The 23,597-nt window shown below is 57.7% G+C and carries 27 protein-coding genes; 16 read left to right on the forward strand and 11 right to left on the reverse strand.

The window, feature by feature from the left end:
• Positions 1-16: 16 nt before the first annotated feature.
• The 4 genes from ACR0ID_RS07710 (at position 17) to ACR0ID_RS07725 (ending at position 3,258) form a co-directional block, all read left to right on the forward strand.
• Entirely contained in the window at positions 17-1,858 is a 1,842-nt protein-coding gene (locus ACR0ID_RS07710; RefSeq protein WP_480494341.1) for a glycerophosphodiester phosphodiesterase, read from the forward strand.
• Positions 1,845-2,384: a hypothetical protein gene (locus tag ACR0ID_RS07715; protein WP_480475005.1), complete on the forward strand. Its 540-nt coding sequence runs from the start codon at positions 1,845-1,847 to the stop codon at positions 2,382-2,384. The genes ACR0ID_RS07710 and ACR0ID_RS07715 overlap by 14 nt, the downstream gene beginning before the upstream one ends.
• An 89-nt stretch (positions 2,385-2,473) precedes the next feature.
• The gene (locus tag ACR0ID_RS07720) at positions 2,474-2,608 is read left to right on the forward strand and encodes an aa3-type cytochrome c oxidase subunit IV (protein ID WP_267364539.1); all 135 of its coding nucleotides are present in this window, start codon (positions 2,474-2,476) and stop codon (positions 2,606-2,608) included.
• A gap of 17 nt (positions 2,609-2,625) precedes the next feature.
• Positions 2,626-3,258 carry a hypothetical protein gene (locus tag ACR0ID_RS07725; RefSeq protein WP_480604694.1) on the forward strand — a complete coding sequence of 211 codons (633 nt, stop codon included), beginning with the start codon at positions 2,626-2,628 and terminating at the stop codon, positions 3,256-3,258.
• On the opposite strand, the gene ACR0ID_RS07730 is transcribed toward ACR0ID_RS07725, so the two are convergent.
• Both ACR0ID_RS07730 and ACR0ID_RS07735 read right to left on the reverse strand, forming a co-directional pair.
• Positions 3,247-3,579 (reverse strand): AzlD domain-containing protein, encoded by a 333-nt coding sequence (locus ACR0ID_RS07730; RefSeq protein WP_209506607.1) that lies wholly within the window; start codon positions 3,577-3,579, stop codon positions 3,247-3,249. The genes ACR0ID_RS07725 and ACR0ID_RS07730 overlap by 12 nt on opposite strands.
• A complete protein-coding gene (locus ACR0ID_RS07735) occupies positions 3,576-4,286 on the reverse strand; it encodes an AzlC family ABC transporter permease (RefSeq protein ID WP_480494338.1) in 711 nt (236 codons plus the stop codon). Before ACR0ID_RS07735 ends, ACR0ID_RS07730 begins: the two co-directional genes overlap by 4 nt.
• On the opposite strand from ACR0ID_RS07735, the gene ACR0ID_RS07740 reads away from it, so the two are divergent.
• Genes ACR0ID_RS07740 through ACR0ID_RS07760 form a run of 5 tightly spaced genes read left to right on the forward strand, consistent with a single transcriptional unit; the run spans position 4,285 to position 9,020 of the window.
• On the forward strand, positions 4,285-5,223 hold the full coding sequence (locus tag ACR0ID_RS07740) for a formate dehydrogenase accessory sulfurtransferase FdhD (protein WP_480604696.1): 939 nt from the start codon (positions 4,285-4,287) through the stop codon (positions 5,221-5,223). The two genes, ACR0ID_RS07735 and ACR0ID_RS07740, sit on opposite strands and share 2 nt — an antisense overlap.
• Positions 5,220-5,876, forward strand: a complete 657-nt coding sequence (gene mobA, locus ACR0ID_RS07745) for a molybdenum cofactor guanylyltransferase MobA (RefSeq protein WP_480494334.1) — start codon at positions 5,220-5,222, stop codon at positions 5,874-5,876. Before ACR0ID_RS07740 ends, mobA begins: the two co-directional genes overlap by 4 nt.
• Positions 5,873-6,364, forward strand: coding sequence for a molybdopterin-guanine dinucleotide biosynthesis protein B (gene mobB / locus ACR0ID_RS07750; RefSeq protein ID WP_480494332.1), 492 nt, complete (start codon positions 5,873-5,875; stop codon positions 6,362-6,364). The genes mobA and mobB overlap by 4 nt, the downstream gene beginning before the upstream one ends.
• On the forward strand, positions 6,361-8,430 hold the full coding sequence (locus ACR0ID_RS07755) for a molybdopterin-binding protein (RefSeq protein WP_480604698.1): 2,070 nt from the start codon (positions 6,361-6,363) through the stop codon (positions 8,428-8,430). Before mobB ends, ACR0ID_RS07755 begins: the two co-directional genes overlap by 4 nt.
• A complete protein-coding gene (locus tag ACR0ID_RS07760) occupies positions 8,427-9,020 on the forward strand; it encodes a GNAT family N-acetyltransferase (protein ID WP_480604700.1) in 594 nt (197 codons plus the stop codon). The genes ACR0ID_RS07755 and ACR0ID_RS07760 overlap by 4 nt, the downstream gene beginning before the upstream one ends.
• Here ACR0ID_RS07760 and ACR0ID_RS07765 read toward each other — a convergent pair.
• From ACR0ID_RS07765 to ACR0ID_RS07775, 3 genes are all read right to left on the reverse strand, one after another.
• On the reverse strand, positions 9,017-10,012 hold the full coding sequence (locus ACR0ID_RS07765; protein ID WP_480604702.1) for a hypothetical protein: 996 nt from the start codon (positions 10,010-10,012) through the stop codon (positions 9,017-9,019). The genes ACR0ID_RS07760 and ACR0ID_RS07765 overlap by 4 nt on opposite strands.
• A 14-nt stretch (positions 10,013-10,026) precedes the next feature.
• Positions 10,027-10,497, reverse strand: a complete 471-nt coding sequence (greA, locus tag ACR0ID_RS07770; RefSeq protein WP_480518399.1) for a transcription elongation factor GreA — start codon at positions 10,495-10,497, stop codon at positions 10,027-10,029.
• Between the two features lie 234 nt (positions 10,498-10,731).
• Positions 10,732-11,112, reverse strand: coding sequence for a VOC family protein (locus ACR0ID_RS07775; RefSeq protein ID WP_480518401.1), 381 nt, complete (start codon positions 11,110-11,112; stop codon positions 10,732-10,734).
• An 80-nt stretch (positions 11,113-11,192) separates the two neighbouring features.
• On the opposite strand from ACR0ID_RS07775, the gene soxR reads away from it, so the two are divergent.
• The 4 genes from soxR (at position 11,193) to ACR0ID_RS07795 (ending at position 16,058) form a co-directional block, all read left to right on the forward strand.
• A complete protein-coding gene (soxR, locus tag ACR0ID_RS07780; protein WP_209598669.1) occupies positions 11,193-11,648 on the forward strand; it encodes a redox-sensitive transcriptional activator SoxR in 456 nt (151 codons plus the stop codon).
• 136 nt (positions 11,649-11,784) lie between these two features.
• On the forward strand, positions 11,785-13,431 hold the full coding sequence (locus tag ACR0ID_RS07785) for an electron transfer flavoprotein-ubiquinone oxidoreductase (protein WP_480604705.1): 1,647 nt from the start codon (positions 11,785-11,787) through the stop codon (positions 13,429-13,431).
• Between the two features lie 103 nt (positions 13,432-13,534).
• Complete coding sequence (locus ACR0ID_RS07790) at positions 13,535-15,247, forward strand: tetratricopeptide repeat protein (RefSeq protein WP_480604707.1); 1,713 nt, start codon at positions 13,535-13,537, stop codon at positions 15,245-15,247.
• Positions 15,237-16,058 (forward strand): 4-(cytidine 5'-diphospho)-2-C-methyl-D-erythritol kinase, encoded by an 822-nt coding sequence (locus ACR0ID_RS07795; RefSeq protein WP_480604709.1) that lies wholly within the window; start codon positions 15,237-15,239, stop codon positions 16,056-16,058. Before ACR0ID_RS07790 ends, ACR0ID_RS07795 begins: the two co-directional genes overlap by 11 nt.
• Here ACR0ID_RS07795 and ACR0ID_RS07800 read toward each other — a convergent pair.
• Complete coding sequence (locus tag ACR0ID_RS07800) at positions 16,051-17,049, reverse strand: polyprenyl synthetase family protein (RefSeq protein WP_480554227.1); 999 nt, start codon at positions 17,047-17,049, stop codon at positions 16,051-16,053. The genes ACR0ID_RS07795 and ACR0ID_RS07800 overlap by 8 nt on opposite strands.
• Before the next feature lie 56 nt (positions 17,050-17,105).
• Here ACR0ID_RS07800 and ACR0ID_RS07805 point away from each other — a divergent pair, with 56 nt between their 5' ends.
• The 3 genes from ACR0ID_RS07805 to ACR0ID_RS07815 all read left to right on the forward strand — a co-directional run bounded on the left by ACR0ID_RS07805 (position 17,106) and on the right by ACR0ID_RS07815 (position 18,378).
• A complete protein-coding gene (locus ACR0ID_RS07805; protein WP_050604033.1) occupies positions 17,106-17,321 on the forward strand; it encodes a putative signal transducing protein in 216 nt (71 codons plus the stop codon).
• A complete protein-coding gene (locus ACR0ID_RS07810; RefSeq protein ID WP_480604711.1) occupies positions 17,318-18,082 on the forward strand; it encodes a tRNA1(Val) (adenine(37)-N6)-methyltransferase in 765 nt (254 codons plus the stop codon). Before ACR0ID_RS07805 ends, ACR0ID_RS07810 begins: the two co-directional genes overlap by 4 nt.
• A gap of 131 nt (positions 18,083-18,213) precedes the next feature.
• Complete coding sequence (locus ACR0ID_RS07815; RefSeq protein WP_083445267.1) at positions 18,214-18,378, forward strand: YdcH family protein; 165 nt, start codon at positions 18,214-18,216, stop codon at positions 18,376-18,378.
• Here the strand turns inward: ACR0ID_RS07815 and yddG are convergent.
• The 5 genes from yddG to ACR0ID_RS07840 all read right to left on the reverse strand — a co-directional run bounded on the left by yddG (position 18,375) and on the right by ACR0ID_RS07840 (position 23,593).
• On the reverse strand, positions 18,375-19,241 hold the full coding sequence (gene yddG, locus ACR0ID_RS07820) for an aromatic amino acid exporter YddG (RefSeq protein ID WP_480604713.1): 867 nt from the start codon (positions 19,239-19,241) through the stop codon (positions 18,375-18,377). The genes ACR0ID_RS07815 and yddG overlap by 4 nt on opposite strands.
• On the reverse strand, positions 19,238-20,185 hold the full coding sequence (locus ACR0ID_RS07825; RefSeq protein ID WP_480604715.1) for a transcriptional regulator GcvA: 948 nt from the start codon (positions 20,183-20,185) through the stop codon (positions 19,238-19,240). Before ACR0ID_RS07825 ends, yddG begins: the two co-directional genes overlap by 4 nt.
• Before the next feature lie 298 nt (positions 20,186-20,483).
• Complete coding sequence (gene phbB / locus ACR0ID_RS07830; protein WP_209506587.1) at positions 20,484-21,206, reverse strand: acetoacetyl-CoA reductase; 723 nt, start codon at positions 21,204-21,206, stop codon at positions 20,484-20,486.
• A 187-nt stretch (positions 21,207-21,393) separates the two neighbouring features.
• On the reverse strand, positions 21,394-22,569 hold the full coding sequence (locus tag ACR0ID_RS07835) for an acetyl-CoA C-acetyltransferase (RefSeq protein WP_480475041.1): 1,176 nt from the start codon (positions 22,567-22,569) through the stop codon (positions 21,394-21,396).
• 190 nt (positions 22,570-22,759) lie between these two features.
• Positions 22,760-23,593, reverse strand: coding sequence for an EAL domain-containing protein (locus ACR0ID_RS07840; protein WP_480604717.1), 834 nt, complete (start codon positions 23,591-23,593; stop codon positions 22,760-22,762).
• Positions 23,594-23,597: the final 4 nt, after the last annotated feature.

The following is a 23,597-nucleotide window of genomic DNA, read 5'->3' on the forward strand; positions in this document are numbered from 1 at the left end:
GTTCGGAGGCGACCGCGTGAACAGATATTTCCATGCCGTAACACATGCCTACGCGGGGGCTTGGGCCCGGCGTCGGGTTTTTGTGCCAATTTATATCGCTGTGCGATTACTGCTTGTTGCGCTGATTGCGCCAGGGGTGGCACTGACGGTCAATCTGGCAGTCTCTCTGTCTGACCAGACGGCCTTGACGGATCAGGACATTGCCATGTTCCTGCTGTCTCCGGTCGGGTTTATCTCGTCTGTTGTAGTTCTGAGCCTGTTTCTGCTGGCCGAGGTCTTTGTGTTCTCGGTCATGGCCGGGTCGCTGCGTATGGGCGAACAAGATCCCTGGCGCGCTGGCAGTGCGGCGCTCGCGTTGATCCTGTCCCGTTTCCCGGCGTTGTTCGGATTTGCCGTGCGTTTCATCCTGCGTGTCCTGTTGCTTGCCCTGCCATTCGTGGCTGTCGCTGGCCTGATCGCTTGGTGGACGCTGACTGAATACGACATCAACTATTACCTGACCTTCCGCCCCCCCGCCTTCAAGGTGGCGGTTCTTCTGATCGGAGTGGTTGTTCTTGTACTGGCGTGGCTTTTGATCCGTCGCCTGTCCGCCTGGGCGCTGGCCCTGCATTTGGTCCTTTTCGAACGAACTGCGCCCCGAACGGCGTTTGCCCAAAGTGCGCAGAAGATGGAAGGCAGGCGCGGGCGGTTGAAGATCGAACTTGCCCTTTGGCTGGGGATGCGCCTTGTCATCGCCGCTTTGATTGCCGCAGTGGCCAGCCTTTTGTTTACTTTCGTACCCGTGCAGGACGGCAGCAACCTCAAGCTGGCCCTGACCTTCAGTTTTGTCGTCGCAGGGCTGTGGTCATTGGCGGGGCTGGTTCTGGCGGCAACGGCGCTGGGCGCGTTGGCCGTCTTGTTGGACGGGTTTTTCGATATTGACGCAAAAAAGATCGCCCACCCAGAACCCCGGAAAATTCGGGCGCCTGTATTTGTGACAGTGGGCGCATCCCTTGCCGCGTTGGTTATTGGCCTTTGGTCAGGTCAAAGTCTGCTGGAACGTGTGCAGGCCCCGGATCATGCCGAGGTCATTGGCCACCGGGGTGCAGCGGCCTTGCGGCCGGAAAACACGATGGCCTCGGTTCTGAAAGCCATCGAGGACGGCGCGGATTGGGTTGAAATCGACGTTCAGGAATCTGCGGATGATGTGATCATCGTGGCCCATGACAGCGATTTCATGAAGCTGGCGGGTGTTAACCTGAAGGTCTGGGATGCAACGATGGCGGATGTGGCAGATATCGACATCGGCAGCTGGTTTGATCCGGAATACGCCTCGGAACGAACGCCAACTCTGCGTGATGTGCTGGAGGCGGCCAAAGGCAAGTCCAGGGTTCTTATCGAACTGAAATACTATGGCCATGATATTGATCTGGAAAACCGGGTGATCAATCTGGTGGAAGAGTTGGAGATGCAGGACGAGGTCGCCACCATGTCGTTGAAATATCCGGCCGTCCAAAAGATGAAGAAACTGCGCCCGGACTGGCGTTCGGGTGTATTGGCGGCCACAGCCATTGGTGATCTGTCGGGGTTGGAGGGCGAGTTTGTCGCTATCAATGCTGGGATGGCAACGCCGGGCCTGATCCGAAAGGTTCACGATGCCGGTAAGGATATCTATGTCTGGACAGTGAACGATCCGCTGCAAATGTCCAAAATGGCGTCTATGGGTGTTGATGGTCTGATCACCGACCGCCCGGCCATGGCCAATGAGGTTCTGCGCGTGCGTGCTGAAATGGGACCAGCAGAGCGGCTGATGTTGTGGTTGGCCACGACTTTCGGATTGCAGGTCGACACCAAGGCGATGCGCGATGAAAGCCCTTAATCTTTCGCTGCTGTTGCTCGTTATTCCGCACGCCGCCTTGGCACAGGACTTGATGCGCCGGTTCGAAATGCCTGCCCATCGCGCCTTGATGGACCAGAGCGAAAGCGCCGAGCTGCAACCATTCGAAACAGACGGGTGTTCGGGTGGGTTGTCCGCAAGCTGGCGCTGGGTGGCAAAGCAGTTCCCGCAGGTTGGCGAGCTTTTTGAAGAACATCCGCCTTGGGAAAACTGTTGTGTGATCCACGACCGGGCATATCACAATGCCGACGGCGCGGATTCGGCCGAGGAAAGCTATGACGCGCGTTTGGCGGCGGATGATGCCCTGCATGCCTGTGTTGCGGCGCATGGAGATCTGTATGCCGACGAATACGCGGATCGCTATGATATGGAACCTGACCAGATCCGCACCATTCACGCGATCACCGCGGATGCCATGTATGGGGCGGTTCGTTTCGGTGGCGGGCCGTGCAGCGGCCTGCCCTGGCGATGGGGGTTCGGTTATCCCGGATGCTCGGTCCTCAAGTAAGCGCGCCCTGCGCGCGAATGACGTGGTGACAGGCGTTTTGTTTTCCATTATCCAACAAGTCAAACACGCGAATTGGGATTCTGAGACTCATGGCTGAATACAAGCACGGCGAAATGAACATCGATGTTCAAACCAAAACTTTCAACGGTTTCATCAAAGCCACCACCTGGTGTGTGGTTGCAATCGCCTTGTTGTGCCTGTTCCTGGCAGTTTTCGCCTCGTAAGCAACTCGGGGGCGGCTTTGCTCAGGATATTGACTGCGTGCCTTGTGGCCGCAACGTTGGCTGGTTGCGCTGCATCACAGCGCCCGCAAGCGGATCAGACTGAAATCACGTCCCGCTCCTATCGCGATCCGGGGCCATCGACCCTGACCTTGTACACGATGATCAGCACCCGGACCGGTTCGGGTGCGCATACGTCGCTGATGATCAGTGGCAGTGAGCGGGTTATTTTCGACCCGGCAGGATCGTTCCGGGCGGATGTTGTACCGATCAGGAACGACGTGCTGTACGGAATCACTCCGAATGTCGAACGTGCGTATCGCAGCAGCCACGCCCGCGAAACACATTATGCGCGCATCCAGACGATCGAGGTCTCTCCGCAGCAGGCCGAAATCGCATTGCAACTGGCCAAGCAGATGGGCCCGGTGGCTGGTGCTTTCTGTGCGAACTCTACTTCGCAACTGTTGCAGCAGGTTCCGGGGTTCGAACAGATCACGACTACATTCTATCCGGTCAAACTGTCGGATCAGTTTGGAGCGTTGCAAGGTGTTCAAACGGCGGAATACCGTGAAAACGACGACGCGGACCTGCAAAAGGGACTGGCGTTCAACAATGCGCGGCTGAACCAGCTGGACGCGGCTTCATCCAACTAGATACAGCAATGTGTAAAGTGTTGCCGCCCCGGTAAAAATGGCCGCCAGCACGTTCTTGGTTAGAATGCCCACAGACAATGCAACCGCTGCGGCCGACATACGGGGTATATCCGGTTGTCCTTCGGTGGCCGCAGGCCAAACCACCAGCGGCGCGATCAGTGCGGGCAGGATGGCCACGGCTGTATATCGAAGGTGACGTAACAACCAGGGCGGCATTGGGCGATCACCGACGAGACCGATAAAGGTAAAGCGCAAAGCATAGCTGCCCACCGCAAGACCCACGATGATGATCCATATTGTTGTCTGATCGATCTGGTTCATGGCGTGTTCCGCTTTAGCATCAATTCCGCCTGCGCGCCGGCCATCATCCCTGCCGCGCCTGCGATCAGCAGGCCCAGATTGAACGGCACACTCACGGTCAGCAGGGCAACGACAATGGCGACCAGGGCGGCGATGACATGGGCCAGCGTACGCATCATTGGTCCGATCATCGCCAGAAAGGTGATCGGCAGGGCAAAGTCCAGCGCCCAACTCTCTGGGATCTGAGCGCCCAGCACGGCACCCAGACAGGTTCCCAGAACCCACAGCGGTGTGATCGGAGTGACCGAACCCAGGAAATAGGCCATTCGCTGGGGGATCGTTAGATCAGGCTCTTTTTCGAACTGCGCGATTGAACAGGCGTAAGACTGATCCACGATCAGGTAAGCCGCACATGCTCTTTGCCACAAGGGGGCGGCACCCAAGAACGGCGTCAGCGATGCGGAATACATCGCAACCCGCAGGTTCACTGCCAGCGCCGAAATCAAAACGATGATTGTAGGCGTTTCATCCTGCAGAAGTTGCAGAGCTGTGAACTGCGCCGCGCCAGCAAAAACGGTGACGGAGAAGGCAATGGTCTGCACGATATTCAACCCGGCTTCTGTCGCGAAGACACCAAACAACAGGCCAAAAGGCACAGCCACGAAGACAAACGGCGTGCCGTCGCGAAAACCTTTCCAGAAGTATGACTTGGATGTGGCAGAGGCCATGGCTAAATCCTATGGTGACGCCAGCAGCAGTATCGGTCTTGTGGAGGGGTTGCAATTGGTCACCGAAACCGACGTGTCAGACTATGTAATCGCTCCTGATCCGGGCGCGGCCCGCCTGACCCGTGCGGTCGAGGGCGTGGACCAGAATGGCGAGGTCAGCCAGATTTCAGTAGTCGAAGAGCGCCCACTGACGATCTTCCTCAACGCGCAGGAAATTGTGACGGCGATGACCATTGGCGACTATCCCGAATACCTGGCGCTGGGTTTTCTGCGAAATCAGGGCATGTTGCTGGCTGATGATGAGATTACCCGTGTCGATTACGACGATGATCTTGAAGCCGTTGTTGTCCGCACCGCACGCGCGACTTCGTACGAGGACAAGCTGAAGAAAAAGACGCGCACCAGTGGCTGCGCTGTGGGAACGGTGTTCGGGGACATGATGGAGGGTCTTGAGGGCGTTCAGCTGCCGCAAGTGCAGGTGCGTACCTCGTGGCTTTACGAACTGGCTGCCAAGATCAATCGCACCCCGTCGCTTTATCTTGAGGCCGGGGCAATTCATGGGACTGTATTGTGCCGCGAAAACCGTCCGCTGGTTTATATGGAAGACGTGGGTCGCCATAATGCCGTCGACAAGATCGCAGGCTGGATGCTGTCCGAGGGGGCGACGGCAGAGGACAAGATCCTCTATACCACCGGTCGCCTGACATCCGAGATGGTGATCAAAACGGCGATGATGGGTATTCCTGTGTTGGCGTCCCGTTCCGGCTTCACCGCCTGGGGTGTCGAGATCGCGCGTGAGCTCGGCCTTACGCTGATCGGCCGGATGCGCGGACAGCGCTTTGTTTGTCTTTCCGGTGAGGAACGGTTGGTTCGCGATGTGGACCCGTCGACGGTTGTGGCCGAAGACAGGAAACACCGGCGGAAGAGTAGCCAATGAGTGATGAAAACAAAAAACCTCTCGGCGTCATCCTCGCAGGCGGGCAGGCCACCCGGATGGGTGGTGGTGACAAAGGTTTATTGCAGATTGGCGGGCGGAGCCTGCTGTCCCATGTCGTTGATCGGCTGTCTCCTCAAGTCGGTGGTTTGGCCCTGAACGCAAATGGTGACCCCGAGCGTTTCAGCGATTTGACGCTACCCGTTCTGCCTGACACGATTGAAGGCTTCGCTGGCCCTTTGGCCGGTGTTCTGGCGGGGCTCGACTGGGCGGCAGATCAGGGGGCCGACAGTATCGTAACGGCTGCCGCAGATACACCGTTCTTCCCGCGTGATTTGGTGGCGCGCCTGCAAGAGGCGGCAGAGGGGCAGGTGCATCCTCTGGTCTTGGCCACTACTCCGCGAACGGGCGACGAAGCGCTGAAATCCGGAGGGGGCAGGCGGGTCAACCGGCACCCGACCTTTGGGCTCTGGCCTGTGGCTCTGCGCGATGATCTGCGGGCGGCTCTGACGGACGGGTTGCGCAAGGTCGTGCTGTGGACTGATAAACATGACGGACGCGAGGCTATGTTCCAGGCTGACCCGTTTGATCCGTTCTTCAACGTCAATACACCTGACGATTTGGACCGCGCCCGGACACTGTTGGAGCAGGTATGAGAGTCTACGGTGTCACTGGCTGGAAAAACGCAGGCAAAACCGGGCTGATGGAACGGCTGGTGACCGAGATCACGGGGCGGGGTTTTACCGTCTCAACTGTCAAACATGCGCATCACGGCGTCGATGTGGACCAGCCGGGCACGGACAGTCATCGTCACCGCGTTGCTGGTGCCAGCGAGGTGTTGCTTGCGTCGGGGCAGCGCGTCGCCTTGATGCAAGAGCTGCGCGGTGCGCCCGAGCCAACTTTGGCCGAATTGCTGGCGCGGCTTTCTCCGGTTGATCTGGTGCTGGTCGAAGGCTTCAAGCGGGAAGGTCACCCAAAGATCGAGGCGTTTCGCGCCGAGGCGGGAAACCCTTTGATCGCGATTGAAAACGATACCGTTCGAGCCGTTGCCAGCGACACGGCGCTGGAACTGGATTGCCCGGTTTTCGACTTGAATGATACAGTCAGGATCGCGGACTTCATATTGGATGAGGTCGGTTTGTGACCCTGTTCCAGACCTTTGCCATGGTGGACTGGTCTGGTGGAAATGACACCGGGCCAACACCGCGCAAAGACGCGATCTGGGTCTGTATTGCGCGTGAAGGGCGGGCACAGGGACCTGAATACCTACGCAACCGGGCGCTTGCCGAGGCGTGGCTGGATGCCCTGATCCACACCGAACTGAAAGCAGGCCGACGCCTATTTCTGGGGTTTGACTTCCCTTTTGGATACCCGAAGGGTTTTGCCCGCGCGATGACCGGAACGGATGACCCCTTGGTCTTGTGGGATTGGTTCGAACAGCATGTCGAGGACGGTCCGAAAACGAACAATCGTTTCGACTTGGCAGGCCGGATCAATCGACAATTCGGAGGAAGAGGCCCATTTTGGATGAATGGCCTTGGGCGCGAAATTGATGGTTTGCCGCGAACCAAGACGGGCTATTCCAATCCGTTTTCCGACCGTCGTGCGGTTGAAGCCTCGGCAAAAGGCAGTTTCACCTGCTGGCAGATGGCGGGTGCAGGCGCGGTCGGTGGGCAGGTGATGATGGGGCTTCCAGTCCTAAGCAGGCTCCGCCATCGCTTTGCCGGACAAGTCGCGGTCTGGCCGTTCGAGCCGTTGGATAAACCCGTCGCCTTTGTGGAGATCTGGCCGTCGCTCACCTTGGGAGCGCAACCAGATGGGCGGATCAAGGATGCTTGGCAAGTCGAACAGGTCGCCTTGACTCTGTCGCGTTTGACAGAGCAGGAGTTGAATGCGCAATTAGATGTTTCTGCGGCAGAGGAAGGCTGGATATTGGGTGTTACACAGAACAAGCCGAACATAGCCCCGCCACCGTTGCGCAACGATTGTTTTGCGCTGCCAGCGGGTGTGGAGTGGACGCCGGTTGATGACGCCTTGGCCTATTTGCGCGACAGGTTGCATCCGATTACCTCGGTTGACACGGTCGCGCTGAATAAGGCGAGTGGGCGCATTCTGGCAGAAGATGTTACAGCCCAACGTTCCAACCCGCCGCAACCGAATACAGCCGTGGATGGGTTCGGGTTCGCTGGTCCGGTTTCAGATGGGCCACAGATCCTGCCGCTGGTCGATGGGCGCGCAGCAGCCGGTATCCCGTTTGAAGGTGACGTTCCCGTGGGCCAGGCATTGCGCGTTCTGACGGGTGCGGCGCTGCCTGACGGGGTGGATACGGTTATTCTGGAAGAAGATGTCACAGTTAAAGACGGGCATATCGCGTTCCATGGTCCGCTGAAAAAGGGGGCAAATACCAGGCAAGCGGGCGAGGATGTGGCCGCAGGCGATCTGGCCCTGCCTACAGGACGCCGATTGACACCGGCTGATCTTGCGTTACTCACCGCTTTGGGCATTGCCGAGGTGAATGTGCGCAAGCCGCTGCGTGTCGCCGTGGTATCGACCGGCGATGAACTGATCGACGCCGGAGCGCGCGCCGGACCGGGTCAGATATTCGACGCCAACCGCCCGATGCTGTTGTCTCTGGTCGAAAGGCTGGGGTTTATACCTGTGGATATGGGGCGTGTTTCAGATGATCGGGACGCCCTGCGGGAACGGCTGGATCAGGCTGCGGAACAGGCAGATGTGATACTGACGAGTGGTGGCGCATCTGCTGGTGACGAAGACCACGTATCTGCCTTGCTGCGCCAGGCGGGGGCGATGCAACACTGGAGGATCGCCTTGAAACCCGGTCGCCCTCTGGCTTTGGGGTTGTGGTCCGGAACCCCTGTCTTTGGACTGCCCGGCAATCCCGTTGCCGCCTTGGTCTGCACCTTGATCTTTGCGCGACCGGCGCTGGGCCTGATGTCTGGCGAAGGCTGGATCGAACCGCAAGGGTTCGAAGTTCCCGCGGCCTTTGAAAAGCGCAAGAAACCGGGCCGCCGCGAATACCTGCGCGCGCGCATACGGGAAGGCCGGGTTGAAGTCTTCAAGTCAGAAGGATCGGGCAGGATCAGCGGGCTCAGCTGGGCCGAAGGGCTGGTCGAAATTGAAGATGGAGCTCGGCACATCCAACCCGGGGATATGGTTCGCTTCATACCGTATGGAAGTTTCGGATTGTGAAAATCACGGTCTCACGCGGTTTTTCTGATGCTGAACGCCCACTGGTGGCGACCCTGTTCTGGCAGGCATTTTCGGCGAAACTGAATAAAGTCATGGGCCCGGATGAAAAGGGGCTGGCTTTCTTCGAAACTTCGTTGAACCCGGATTATGCGCTGGTTGCACGGGACAAGGAAGACCGGGTTTTGGGGCTTGCAGGTTTCAAGACACGCGATGGTGCATTGGCCGGAGGCAGAATGTCAGACCTAGCAAAGGTCTATGGCTGGTTTGGGGCCATTTGGCGCGCCCTCATCCTCAGCATTTTGGAGCGCGAACTGAAACCCGGCGTGTTTCAGATGGATGGCATATTTGTGGCCGCGGGCTCGCGTGGCAAAGGCGTTGGTACGGCCTTGCTGGATGCCGTTAAGCGTGAGGCGCGGAAACAAAACATGTCAGTCGTTCAGCTTGACGTTATCGACACAAACCCCCGCGCCCGCGCTTTATATGAGCGCGAAGGATTTCGGCCTGTGGGTGAAGAAAAAACCGGACCTTTAAGTTACGTGTTTGGTTTCAGCAGCGCGACCAAGATGTCTTGGGTCGTCAAATCGGACTAATCAAACGTCCCGGCCACGCGCCCCAGCAACATGAACGCCCGCGCCGTGCGGGTCTCACCCAAAGCGCTCAGTTCTGCATCGCTTGCGGTGGGCTCGAACTCGGCCATCATCTTGTCGAAGCGGCGGAGAAAATGGTGGGCGGCGTCGCGGAAAATCGGATCCTGTTTCATCCGCGCAGCTGTCAGTGCCAGCGAGGACCTGTCTCGTACACCCCCCAGCGCGGCAACGGCGCGACCCCGCGCGCCCTGCGCGAACTGGCGCCAGATTTCGGGCCGGGCCATGTCAGGGCGCAAGTCGTCCATATAGATGCCTTCCTGGCTGAGCAGTGTAAGAACATCCTGCGATGCTTGCACGATCTGTGCCGTCTTGCGGTCTTTCAGCGCCACGCGCAGGGCGTTGAACCCTTCGGTGTCATTCTGAGTTTCCGGAAAATTCAAGGCGCGGATAAAGATATCGGTGCTCAGCGGTGGCGCAATTTCTTCCGCAGATGTGCCCAGTTCAAGCGAGGTCTGAGCACCCGCAACGAGTGGTTTTGCCGGGGCATAAGGGGGCGTTGTGCGCTTGGTCGAAAATGTTGCCAGCGTGCTTTCGGTTTTCCGCGTCGCGGCTGCGATCTCATCCAGTTTCTTGGCCACTGCCGGTTCGTAGGTGCTGGATGCGCGCTGCTGCTGCGCCACATAAGCCTGACGGATCGCATCAATCGCAGTTTGCAGCCGCGCGCTTTCCTCGCGCATCACGCGGCTGGCACGCATGGCAGTGGCCGCGACCCAGATCATCGCCACAGGCATGAAAACGGCCAGAAAGGTGACAACAAAACCACCGCTTTGCGCCTTATCTGGCAACACCAGAAAAACAACCGACACCACCAGCCAAATTAGGCTGAGCACCAGTGCGGCAATCTCAATCTCGGTGACAGACGGTGCCTTTGGGCGGTCATAGATGCCCAGCGAAGTCGGTCTTTCAGTTTCCGGGTCAGGTTTGGGCCCCGACATTACATGCGCTCCGGTCAGGCGTACTTGATACTCAGAATTTCATAAGAACGCACGCCGCCAGGGGTGCGCACCTCGACGCTGTCACCTTCGTCCTTGCCGATCAGGGCGCGGGCGATGGGGGATTTGATATTCAAAAGGCCGGCTTCGATATTGGCTTCATATTCACCGACGATTTGCCACGTCTTTTCTTCGTCGGTATCTTCGTCAACCAAAGTAACCTTTGCGCCAAATTTGACTGCGCCGGACAGTTTTGTTGGATCAATTACATCCGCCAGCGACAGGATACCTTCCAGTTCTTTAATGCGGCCTTCGATAAACCCCTGCTTTTCGCGGGCTGAATGGTATTCGGCATTTTCTTTCAGGTCGCCAAGTTCACGCGCCGATGCGATGGCTTCGATGATCGCAGGGCGTTCAACGGATTTGAGGTTCTTCAGCTCAGCTGCGAGTGCGGCATTGCCCGCAGGCGTCATAGGGATCTTTTCCATACTCTCTACGTCCACGCATAAACTGACTCGCCCCGCCGCACAGAAGCGTCGGGGCGAGTCCTAGGTTGACGATTACCTGACCCAAATACCACGTGAATTGCAAGAGGTGTCAGCAGGTGCAGCGATCAATTCGCAACATCGTGCCGTCTGGATTGTTTCGGGTTTGGCCTGTGGCGATGGTCCGGTTGCCCGCCCTTGCACCATCGCCTCGAAGGCGTGCAGAGCCACAGCATCTCAATCATATTGAACCACTTCAAACTCGATGCCGTTGTCATCCCTGAAATAGAACCGACGCCCCGGTTCGTAATCGGCATGATTATGGGGTTCGAACCCGGCCTTGCGCACCTTGACCTCGGTTGCGTCGATATCTTCGACCAGAACACCAACATGGTTCAGCCCGCCGACGACATCGTAGCTGCTTTCGACCAATGGTTTCGGCGCATCGGGTTTGTAAAGCGCAAGATAGGTGTGGGCCGATCCGACATGCACTGTATATCCGCCTGATATTGCGGGTCCTTCCCACCGTGTTTTCCAGCCAAAGACCTGCTGCATCCAGGCGGCCGAGGCCTGTGGATCGCTGACAGTGAAATTGGTATGCTCAAGCGTTGCCATCATGGGATCTCCTTTTTGGCTTGTTTCGACTCACCGTAATTTATAAACCTAACTTTAGGTCAAGGTATTTCTTCGAGGGTGACATGGCTGTTTCAGAAGGGTTGGCAATCGGGGCATTGGCCCGACGTACGGGGTTGGCCGTTTCAGCGATACGGTATTACGAAGCACAGGGTTTGATTGCGCCCTGGCGCAATGCGGGTGGGCAGCGACGTTACCAGCGGGCAGATATCCGGCGGCTGAGCTTTGTCATGATCGCGCAGCAGTTCGGCCTGACCTTGCCTGAAATTCGCGAGGTCTTGTCGGGCTTGCCGGGAAAGCGAACACCGACACCACAGGATTGGAAAGCCATAAGCGTGCGGTTGCGCACTCATCTGGACCAGCGAATCGATACCCTGATGCGATTGCGCGACAATCTGGACGGCTGCATCGGATGCGGGTGCCTCAGCTTGCCGAAATGCAAGCTTTATAACCCCGATGACAGGGCAAAATCCCATGGTAGCGGTCCCAGATACCTGATGGGTGATGCACCAGAGGACTGATGTGTCGAATAGCGCCCTTGTTACGCCGTGTTTCGATTGACCAAAGTCTTTCTGACCATGTAATCAGCCGTGAAACAAAATTGCGCAGATCCTGCAGTGACAGCGCCAATTCGGAAAGTAAGCTAGGGAGCCCGCGATGGCCGAGATTGAACGCGAAGCAATGGAATATGACGTGGTGATCGTAGGCGCAGGTCCTGCGGGCCTGTCGGCGGCCATTCGACTGAAACAGTTGGACGCGGATTTGAATGTTGTCGTGTTGGAAAAAGGCTCAGAAGTGGGCGCTCATATCCTGTCTGGCGCAGTTCTCGATCCCTGCGGGCTGGACGCTTTGATCCCGGATTGGAGGGCAAAAGGTGCTCCGCTGAACGTGCCGGTGCATGAAGACAATTTCTACATGCTGGGTGAGGCAGGCAAAATCCGAATCCCCAACTTCCCGATGCCGCCGCTGATGAACAACCATGGCAACTATATCGTGTCGATGGGCAATGTCTGCCGCTGGATGGCCGAGCAGGCCGAAGAGCTGGGCGTGGAAATCTTCCCCGGCATGGCCTGTTCCGAGCTGGTTTACGGCGACAATGGCGAAGTCAAAGGCGTCGTGGCCGGCGTCTTTGGTCTGGAAGCGGATGGCTCTTATGGCCCCAATACTGAGCCGGGCATGGAACTGCACGGCAAATACGTCTTCCTGTCGGAAGGTGTGCGCGGATCACTGTCCAAGGAAGTCATCGCCAAATATGACCTGTCTGTCGGCAAAGAGCCGCAGAAATACGGCGTCGGCATGAAAGAGATCTGGGAGATTGACCCGGCCAAGCACAAGGAAGGTACGGTCACGCACACAATGGGCTGGCCTCTGGGCGGCAACGCAGGCGGCGGATCGTTCATCTACCATCTTGAAAACAATCAGGTCTATGTCGGTTTTGTGGTTCACCTGAACTACAAGAACCCGCACCTGTACCCCTATATGGAATTCCAGCGCTTCAAGCATCACCCGATGGTGGCCGAGCTGCTGAAAGGCGGCAAGCGCGTGGCATACGGTGCCCGTGCGATCACCGAGGGTGGTCTTCAGTCGATGCCCAAGCTGGTGGCGCCGGGCGTAGCGCTGCTGGGCTGTTCAGCGGGCATGGTCAACGTGCCGCGCATCAAGGGCAACCACAATGCGATGCTATCGGGCAAGGCTGCCGCCGAGGCCGCCTATGACGCGATCAATGCTGACCGTTCGGGCGATGAGCTGACCGCTTACGAGGCCGATGTTCGCAATGGCGCGATTGGCAAGGACCTGAAGAAGGTGCGCAACGTCAAGCCGATGTGGTCCAAGTGGGGCATGATCCCCTCGCTAGTGCTGGGTGGTCTGGACATGTGGACCAACACATTGGGCTTTTCGTTCTTTGGTACGCTGGGACACGGCAAGAACGATGCCCAGTCGACTGAGGAAGCCAGCAAGCACAAGCCGATCGATTATCCCAAGCCCGATGGGACGCTGTCCTTTGACCGTCTGACCAACGTGTCCTTTGCGGCAACCAATCACGAGGAAAGCCAGCCCTGCCACCTGCGCCTGACGGACCCGGATATCCCGGTCAAGGTCAACCTGCCCAAGTTCGACGAACCGGCGCAGCGCTATTGCCCGGCAGGCGTGTACGAAATGGTCGAGGATGACAACGGTCCGCGATTCGTCATCAACTTCCAGAACTGCGTTCACTGCAAAACCTGCGACATCAAGGATCCAAGCCAGAATATAACCTGGACCACGCCGCAGGGTGGCGACGGACCAAACTATCCGAACATGTAAGCAAAAAACCGGTAATGGCAGGGTCGTGAAGGCTCTGCCATTGCCTCTTGCCGACCGAAGCCCTACCTTAACCGTCAGTCAACGATAGCAAGGCAGGATTTCGGTGGTTTCCCTGGTTCGTCGCGCGGCATTGTCCGTGCTGCTCATGTCGTCGGTCGCAGTTCCGGCCTTTTCAGAATCGGGTGCCGGTTCTTATCTGGCCGGGCGTCAGGCGATCTACGAAAGCGACTATTCTGCGGCGGAAAGATACTACGCCCAAGCTCTCAGGTTTGATCCGGAAAACGCGCTGCTCTTGGAAAGCGTTGTTGTCGCCCGCCTTGCGCTGGGGGAAATTGCCCGTGCTTTGCCTGTTGCAAAGCAGATCGAGGAAGCCAACATTCCAAGCCAGGCCGCACGCATGGCGATTTCGGCCAATTTGATCGCAGACGGCAAGTTTGACGAACTTCTGGCGCGTGACCCTGAAACGCAGGGGATCGGTCCTTTGGTTGATGGGCTGATGATCGCATGGGCCCATCTGGGGCAAGGTGAAATGACAAAGGCCATGGATCAGTTCGATGCCGTGGCAACGCAGGAAGGCCTCAGGGAATTTGCGCTGTATCACAAAGCCATGGCACTGGCCTCTATCGGCGATTTCGAAGGTGCCGAGGTGATTTTTGAGGATAACAACGGCGCGGTTGCGCGGTTCTCGCGTCGGGCCGCGCTGGCCCGTGCAGAGGTGCTGTCACAGCTGGATCGCAACGAAGACGCCATACAGTTTCTGGACGATGTGTTTGTTTCCGGTAGCGATCCGACCATTGAAGCCTATACCGGCCAATTGACTGCGGGCGAGACGCTTCCGTTCACCCACGCTGGTTCTGCGCTGGATGGAATGGCGGAAATATTCTTTACCGTTGGTGCCGCATTGAACAGCGAGGCTTCGGCTGACTACGTCCTGCTTTACGCACGACTGGCGAGTTTTCTGCGCCCTGACCACGTGGACGCCATTCTGCTGAGCGCGGAATTGCTGGATAAGCTGCAACAGTATGATCTGGCTGTTGCCGCCTATCGCATGGTCCCGGCCGGCAGTAATGACCACCATGCCGCAGAACTTGGACGGGCCGAAATCCTGGACAAGTCCGGAAAAACCGATGCGGCCATTGAAGTTCTGCAAAACCTGGCGCTGCAAAATCCTGATTTACCCAGCGTCCATGTTTCTCTGGCAGATCTTCAACGTCGTCAGGAAAACTATGCGGCTGCGGTTGCCTCTTATGACACTGCGATTGGTTTGACGGACAGGCAGGCAGGTGGGAATTGGTTCCTGCACTACGCGCGCGGTATAAGCCACGAGCGGCTGAAGCAGTGGGATCAGGCTGAATCCGATTTCCGCCGGGCGCTGGAGTTGAATCCGGATCAGCCGCAGGTGCTGAACTATCTGGGCTATTCTTTGGTAGAAAGGAAAGAAAAGCTGGATGAAGCGCTGGACATGATCCAGCGCGCGGTCGAGGCCCGCCCGGATAGTGGCTACATCGTGGATAGTCTGGGTTGGGTTTTGTTCCGTCTGGGTCGTTACGAAGAAGCGGTCGAGCATATGGAGCGCGCGGTCGAGCTGATGCCCGTTGATCCGGTCGTCAATGATCATCTGGGGGACGTCTATTGGGCTGTTGGACGAGCGCGTGAGGCCGAGTTCCAGTGGAAACGGGCTCTGTCCTTCGTTGACCCCGAAGACACGGATGGCGAGGCTGACCCGGATCGCATTCGACGCAAGATCGAAGTCGGACTAAGCGCCGTTCTGGCCGAAGAAGGTGCGGAACCTTTGAAAGTCGCAAATGGAAATTAAGGCGTTTGCGCCCGCCAAGATCAACCTGACCCTCCATGTGACCGGATGTCGTAAGGACGGTTATCACCTGTTGGATTCGTTAGTGGTTTTTGCTGATCTGGGCGATCAATTGACATTCACACCCGGCCCCGAACTGTCTATGGACGTGATTGGGGAGTTTGCTGAAGGCGTGCCCACGGACAACCGTAATCTGGTCTGGAAAGCGGCCGAAGGCGTCGGCTGGACCGGGCATGTAGACCTGATCAAGTCGCTGCCCCACGGGGCAGGTATAGGGGGTGGGTCATCGGATGCGGCCGCCACGCTTTGGACATTGGCAGGGCAGGGATGTGACGTCCCGCCTGACTTGCCGTTGTCACTGGGGGCAGATGTGCCCGTTTGCCTGGAAAGCCGGGCGATCAGAATGCAAGGCATTGGCGATCGTTTGGCGGCGGTGAACCTTCCGCACTTACCCGCCCTTTTGGTCAACCCGAATGTGCCGGTGCCGACAAATGCCGTTTTCAACGCATTGTCGTCCAGAGACAATCCGCCGATGCCTGAGTTAGTCCCAGATTTTGTAGACGCTGAAGTCTGTGCCCTGTGGTTGCGTGATCAACGCAATGACCTGCAGGTACCTGCCATGGGCGTTGCACCTGAGATCGAGCAGGTTCTGGACGAGTTGAACATGACCAATCGTGCCCTTGTAACGCGCATGTCGGGCTCCGGCTCGACCTGTTATGCGCTGTACCCCACAATGAAAGATGCGCATTTCGCGGCCTATGAGATCGGTGCGGCGCATCCTGATTGGTGGTGCCGCGCGACGCAGCTTAACTAAGGCGCGAGACCACGTAATCGGCCAGTTCGCGCAGCAGGCTGCGAATTTCATGATCAGGTAGAACATCCAAAGATGCCTTTGCCTTGTTCGCCCAGCCCAATGCGTCCTGCCGGGTTTCTTCCAGCGTTGCGTATTTGTCCATCAGGCCCAGCGCATGATCCAGATCGCCTTCCTGTTGGCGGCCCTTTTCGATCGTACGCTCCCAGAACGCGCGTTCTTCGGGCGTGGCCTGTGCAACTGCCTTGATGACAGGCAGGGTCAGCTTTCGTTCGCGGAAATCATCGCCCACATTTTTGCCGGTTGTCTTGCTGTCACCCTGATAATCCAGCAGGTCGTCCGCAATCTGGAATGCGATCCCCAATGCGTCACCATAATCGAACAGAGCTTTGATCTGTTCTTCCGATGCACCGGCGATCACGCCACCCACCTCGGTCGCAGCTGAAAACAAAGCTGCTGTCTTGCCGCGCACGACCTGTAGGTAAACGCTTTCATCTGTACGCAGGTCGGTTGCCGCGGTCATTTGCAGCACCTCGCCTTCGGCGATGGTTGCTGAGGCATTAGCCAAGATATCCAGAACCCGCAGCGAACCCGTTTCGACCATCAATTGGAAGCTGCGGGAAAACAGGTAATCACCGACCAGCACGCTGGATTTGTTATCCCAAAGTAGATTTGCGGTCGGGCGTCCGCGCCGTTGGGCGCTCTCATCCACAACGTCGTCGTGCAGAAGGGTGGCGGTGTGGATGAACTCGACCGTGGCAGCAAGGCGCACGTGGTGCTCACCTGAATAGCGAAACAGCCGCGCCGCTGCCAATGTCAGCATTGGGCGCAGGCGCTTTCCGCCTGCCTCGACCAGGTGCTGGGTCACTTCGGGGATACGTGGGGCATGGTCCGACGCCATCCGGGCGCGGATCAACGTGTTCACAGCCTCCATTTCACCCGCCAGAATTTCAGCGAGGCGCTCATGCGGTTTTGAGATCATGCCGACGGTCATCACACTCCTGATACAAGGCTCGACTTCCGCCCCGCCTTGCCCTTACATCCATCCCCATGAAAGAACTATTGCGCAGTACCGATCCGACGATCCTGGCCTTTGCATCCGCTCTCCTTGAAGGCGAGGATATAGACTGCTTTCAGATGGACGTAAATATGAGCATCCTCGAAGGTGGGATCGGGATCTTTCCCCGCCGACTGATGGTTCGCGCCGAAGACCTGACCCGTGCCGAACGTGTGATGCGCGACAATGAAATTCCGCTGGGCCGATGAACCGGTTTTCCGATAGTGAACTCAGCTGCAATGATTTCCTGGGGGGCAGGATCCGGTTGCTGCAACCTCAGTCGGGTTATCGTGCAGGGGTAGACCCGGTATTGCTTGCTGCATCCGTTCCGGCCAGGGCAGGTCAGTCTGTGTTGGAGCTGGGGTGCGGTGCAGGGGCTGCCATTCTTTGCTTGTCCTCACGAGTGCCCGGTTTGCACGTGACAGGTATCGAGCTACAGCCTTCCTATGCGGAATTGGCCCGTAGAAACGCGGAAATCAACGGGATAGAGCTGGAAGTTGTCCAAGCCGACCTGACCGCTTTGCCCGAGGCGCTTCGGCAGCGCCAGTTCGATCACGTCATTGCGAATCCGCCCTATTATCGGGCGGGGGCGCATAGCCCTGCAAAGGATGCTGGAAGAAGTGTGGCCCTGAGCGAAGACACCCAGTTGGCCGACTGGATTGCAGTGGCTGCCAGACGCCTTGCGCAAAAAGGGTACCTGCACATGATCCAGAAAGCCGATCGACTGCCCGACATGCTGGCAGCGTGCCAAGGGAAATTGGGATCGGTAGAGTTGTTGCCGCTAAGCCCACGGACAGGGCGAGAGGCTGAGCTGATCATTCTGCGTGCCCGCAAAGGAGGGCGTGCGGCATTTCGCCTCCACCCACCTTTGATTCTGCACGCGGGTGAACGTCACGAAAAAGACGGCGAAAGCTATACGGATGCGGTATCGGCTGCGCTTCGGAAGGCCGCTGCCCTGCCCGGGTTCTGACGACGACCGGCAATGTCCAGCCGATTTTGTCGGATTTGTTTCAGATTCTGTGCGTCTGCAGCGTGACAGGGTGGAAACGATGTGATCAACTTCTTACGTGACATACAGACACGTATAAAAGGAGGATCGCAATGAGCGTGAGCGCACATCTGACAGAACTGAAGAAAAAGCACGAATCTCTCGGTCTAGAAGTAGAACAAGCCCAACGCTCGCCAGGCATCGATGATCTCCACATAGCCCAGCTGAAGAAACAGAAGCTCAAGCTGAAGGAAGAGATCGAGCGACTGTCTGCTTAAGATTTCAAACTGGAACGGGCCGCGATCAAGGCCCCGCCGGTAATCAGAAAAGCCGCGATCGCCAGCCCCCAGGATGGGGCAGCGATCCCGGCCATCACCAAAGCAAGTGTCGACAATAGCGGGGCCGCGTAAGATGAGGTCCCGAGCATTTGAATATCACCCTGCTTCACCCCGATATCCCAGACATAAAAGGCCAGCCCAACGGGCCCAAGGCCAAGTGCCAGTACAGAAACCCACCCTAGTGTCGAGTCGGGCAGCACGGTGTCTTCAATGGCCAGATGCAGCAGACCCGAAGCCAACGCAGCCATCAGACAAAAGACCGCAACCGAACTGGTCGGCGTATCACCCAATCTGCGTGACAGAACTGAATAGCCTGACCATGTCATCGCGCAAAGCAGGGCCAATGTGTATCCTGGCAGATGTTGCGCCTGAAAACCTGCGCTCCCGCCTCCGGTGATGATCAAAGCAGCCCCAGCAAAGCCAAGGCACGCCCCGATCAAGTGACCAGCGCGAAGCTGCTCGCCCGGTAGCAGGCCGGAAAACAGAACGATAAGAAGGGGCCAGAGATAGGCAATCAGTCCGGCCTCGGCCGCGGGGGCCATGCGTAGGGCTGAAAAATACAATGCGTGGTACCCGAACAGGCCCAATGAACCGAACAGGTAGGTCGTCCAGGGGATCTGTTTCAACCCGCTGAACCCACCGGTTGCGGCTGTCCAGATCAACCCAAGTGTACCACCAATCGAAAAGCAGATCGTGTTCAGCAGCAAAGGCGGTGTAGGTGCAGAGCCGACGGTCAAAAGCGCCAGCAAAGCCCATAATAGTACGGCCCCAAAACCGATGGCTGTTGCGCGCGTTTTGGTCATGATCCGGGAACCTCTTCGATCGGAATAATGTCGAACTCATCCGAAATATGTGCGGTCTTTTCAATCTCGGTCAGGAACCAATCCCGAAATGCTGCGATCTGAGGACGTTTCTCGGCCCCCGGAAGGCACAGGAATCGGAACCGGCCCTGCGTTTCCAGCGCGACCTTGAAGGGGGCAACCAGCCGACCTTCGGTCAAGTCCTTGAGGATCATGGCACGCCGTCCAAGGGCGACACCAACACCGGCGACAGCGGCGTCAATCGCGTGATCTGCGTTGGAAAAATACGCCCCATGAGTGGGTATGAAATCGATACCCACAGCGCGGAACCAGGCAGGCCAGTCGCAGGGTGGGGTCAGAAAGTTGATCGAATCGTCGTGGATCAACGGTGCGTCGCGCAGGCTGTCTGGCGTGGTGAATTGTTCCGCCAGCTCCGGGGTCATGACTGGGGTCAGCCACTCCTTTCTTACAGGTACGGAATACAGCCCCTCATCGGCGGAATTGCCAAACCGGATGGCAACATCTACATCATCCCGCTCCAGATCCATGTTGCGCAACGTGGCCGAGAATTTCAGATCGATTTCCGGATGCGCACGGGCAAACTCGTAAAGGCGAGGCGCCAGCCACTTTGCGGTCAGCGCCGGACCTGCGGTGACGGTCAGTCCGGTGCCATCCTCCTGCCTGCGTACGGCACGCCACGCGGCTTGCAAGGTGGCAAAGCCTTCTGCCGCGCCGGGGGCCAGGGCGCGGCCCGCATCGGTGAGTTCCACAGCGCGGTTCAGACGGCGGAACAGAGGGCGGCCCAGATGCTCCTCAAGCGATTTGATCTGTAAGGACAGGGCCGCTGGCGTCACGTGCAGCTCTTCCGCCGCTTTCGCGAAGGACATGTGCCGGGCCGCGGCATCAAAAGCCCGAAGCGCGGTAAGTGGGGGCAGATAATCACTCATAGCCAAGAAATTCTTAACTGAAGGTTCAGGAAACTTCGTTTGTCACGGCTTTAAGTGACCTTCATATTCACATCAGGTCAAGCAAAACTGAATTGAAAGGCGGCTGACATGATCGAGATGACAACAAATCCCGCCGCCCAAGTGGCGATCCTGCGCGCTCATGAAGAGCGTGGCAAGGTGGTCCGGCAGATGTGGAATTGGGTATTGGGTTCCCGCTGATCGCAGCGCGCGCGTTCTTACGGGATCAGAAAGGGCCGGTCCAAAGGGGCCGGCCCGTTTTTTTGTTCACAAGCCTGGATCAGACGAAGAACTGAGCACCGTTGGCCGAGATGGTCGAGCCGTTGATGAACTGAGATTCGTCCGAGGCCAAGAAGGTCACACAGCGTGCAATCTCTTCAGGCTCGCCCAGACGACCGGCAGGGATCTGGCCAATAATCGATTCGCGTACCTTTTCAGGCACCGCCATCACCATCTCGGTTGCGATATAACCGGGGCAGATTGCGTTGGCCGTGATGCCCGCCCGCGCGCCTTCCTGCGCCAGAGATTTCACGATGCCCAAATCGCCAGCTTTGGTCGCAGCATAGTTCACCTGAGCGAACTGGCCCTTCTGACCGTTGATGGAGCTGATGACGATGACACGGCCAAACTTGCGCTCGCGCATGCCAGGCCAGACAGGGTGCACAGTGTTGAACACGCCAGTCAGGTTGGTGTCGATCACGTCTTTCCACTGATCGGGTGTCATTTTATGGAAAGGTGCATCACGGGTGATGCCAGCGTTGGCGACAACGATATCGATGGGGCCAACCTCGGCCTCAACCTTTTCGATACCTGCTTTGGATTCGTCATAATCGGCGACGTTCCACTTGTAGGTCTTAATGCCGGTCTCTTCGGTGAATTTCGCGGCGGCTTCGTCATTCCCTGCATAGGTGGCCGCAACGTTATATCCTTCGGCTTTGAGCGCCTTGGAAATTGCTGCGCCAATGCCGCGAGAACCGCCGGTAACGAGTGCTGTACGTGCCATTTAGGACTCCTCCAATTTTAGTCGCCTTGGTAATGCTGTTACTTTGAGAGATGCTTGTGCGCAATATTGTTTCGTCGTTAAGGTGTTTATTTCGGATGGCAATATCGTCGCATCTAAGGGGTACGACCCCAGTGTAACAAAAAAGGGCGTCCCATGGACGCCCTTTTCTATTTGGGTATTGGCGCACTTAGTCGCGCTCCACACACAGGGCGACACCCATGCCGCCGCCGATGCACAGAGTGGCCAGACCTTTCTTTGCGTCGCGGCGCTTCATTTCGAACAGCAGCGTGTTCAGAACGCGGCAACCTGATGCACCGATCGGGTGGCCGATGGCAATTGCGCCGCCGTTCACGTTCACAATCGACGGGTCCCAGCCCATGTCCTTGTTCACTGCGCAGGCTTGCGCCGCAAAGGCTTCGTTGGCTTCAACCAGGTCCAGATCGTCGACGGACCAACCTGCTTTTTCCAATGCCTTGCGCGAAGCGTAGATCGGGCCAACGCCCATGATCGACGGGTCCAGCCCGGCAGTTGCGTAGGACGCGATGCGAGCCAAAGGTTCGATTCCGCGCTTTTCTGCGTTTTGAGCCGACATCAACAGGGTCGCGGCGGCGCCGTCGTTCAGGCCCGAAGCGTTTGCAGCTGTGACCGATCCGTCCTTGGTAAAGGCGGGGCGCAGCTTTGCCATGGCTTCCATTGTAGCGCCGTGGCGGATGTATTCGTCCTTGTCCATCACGATGTCGCCCTTGCGGGTCTTGATGGTGAAGGGCACGATTTCGTCGACAAACTTGCCAGCTTTTTGCGCCGCCTCGGCCTTGTTCTGCGAAGCGACAGCGAATTCATCCTGCATGTCGCGGCTGATCTGCCATTTCTCGGCAACATTTTCCGCCGTCTGACCCATGTGATAGCCGTTGAAGGCATCCCACAGACCATCGCGGATCATGGTGTCGATATACTTCATATCGCCCATCTTGTGACCCGCGCGCAGGGCGGCGGCGTGGGGTGACAGGGTCATGTTCTCTTGGCCACCAGCGGCGACGATATCGGCATCGCCCAGCTGGATGTGCTGAGCGCCCAATGCGACGGCACGCAGGCCCGAGCCACAAACCTGGTTGATTCCCCAGGCGGCGCTTTCCTGCGGCAAACCGGCGTTGATATGCGCCTGCCGAGCCGGGTTCTGGCCCTGAGCCGCAGTCAGAACCTGACCCATGATGGTTTCACTGACTTCGCCTTTTTCAATCCCGGCGCGCTCGACAACTGCTTCCAGGACGGCCGCGCCCAGATCATGTGCGGGGGTGTTCGCAAACGAACCACTAAAGCTGCCAACACCTGTTCGTGCGGCGGATGCGATTACTACGTTGGTCATATGATCAGTCCTTTACCGTCATTATCTGGCGGAATGTCTGACGGCGCAGGCCGAGAGTTTCCCTCTCGAAACAAGAGCGCCCCGTTATCCCCCGCTCAAGTACTTCTGCAATAGCGTAATGCTGCACTTGCAGCAACGGGCAGCTTGTCTCAGCTTGGGAAATGGCGGAAAAATGTCGATCACCCACGGATCAACTTGCTGTTTTTGAACTTCTTTCCTGCTTCCACGGGGGTGAAACACTGGGCGCACCGAACAAAAATCCCTGCATGCAATCCACGCCACTTGCAAGCAAAAATGCCGCATCCTTCTGTGTTTCGACTGATTCGGCAGTGACCAGAATTTCAAACTCACGCGCCACGGCAATCAAGGCCCGCACCAAAGCCTGGTTGTCGGGGCTGTCGCTGATACCCCTGATAAACTGACCATCGATCTTTGCGGCGTCGAACAGAAATTCGCGAAAGTGGCGGAAACTGAAGTTGCTGGCACCAAAGTTGTCCAGCGCAAAGGCGATGCCGCGATCCTGAAGGCGGTCCATGAAGTCGACCACCAATTCAGGCACCTGCATGGAAGAGCTTTCGGAGATTTCTAGGATCAGCCATTCGCCCAGCTGCGGGTCCCGTTTCAGAAACCGGTCCAGTATACCGGACCAGTTGGAATAACCGATCGAGCGGGCGGACATGTTGATCGACAGGCGGATCTGGGGGTTCTTCACCAACGTGCGCAGACCAAGTTCCAACGCGACGCAGTCGAGATCACGTCCGATCGGGGTGTTTTCAACCTGCGGCATGAATTCGCGGGCGGGTATAACACGCCCTGTTTCATCCATCACGCGAATGAACCCTTCATAAAACGCGATGCCATGCGGCGGGTGCGCCTGAACAACTGGCTGAAAGGCCAACCGACATTGCTTGTGCTTCACAGCATCGGTTGCCATCTGAACCACCGAACGATCCCGTGTTGACACTGCTGCATTCAAAGGGGTGTCCAACCCTTCGGGAAGATTGGCGAGCTTTTTGTTTCCCATAGGC

This window comes from Ruegeria sp. AL2 (assembly GCF_056540845.1).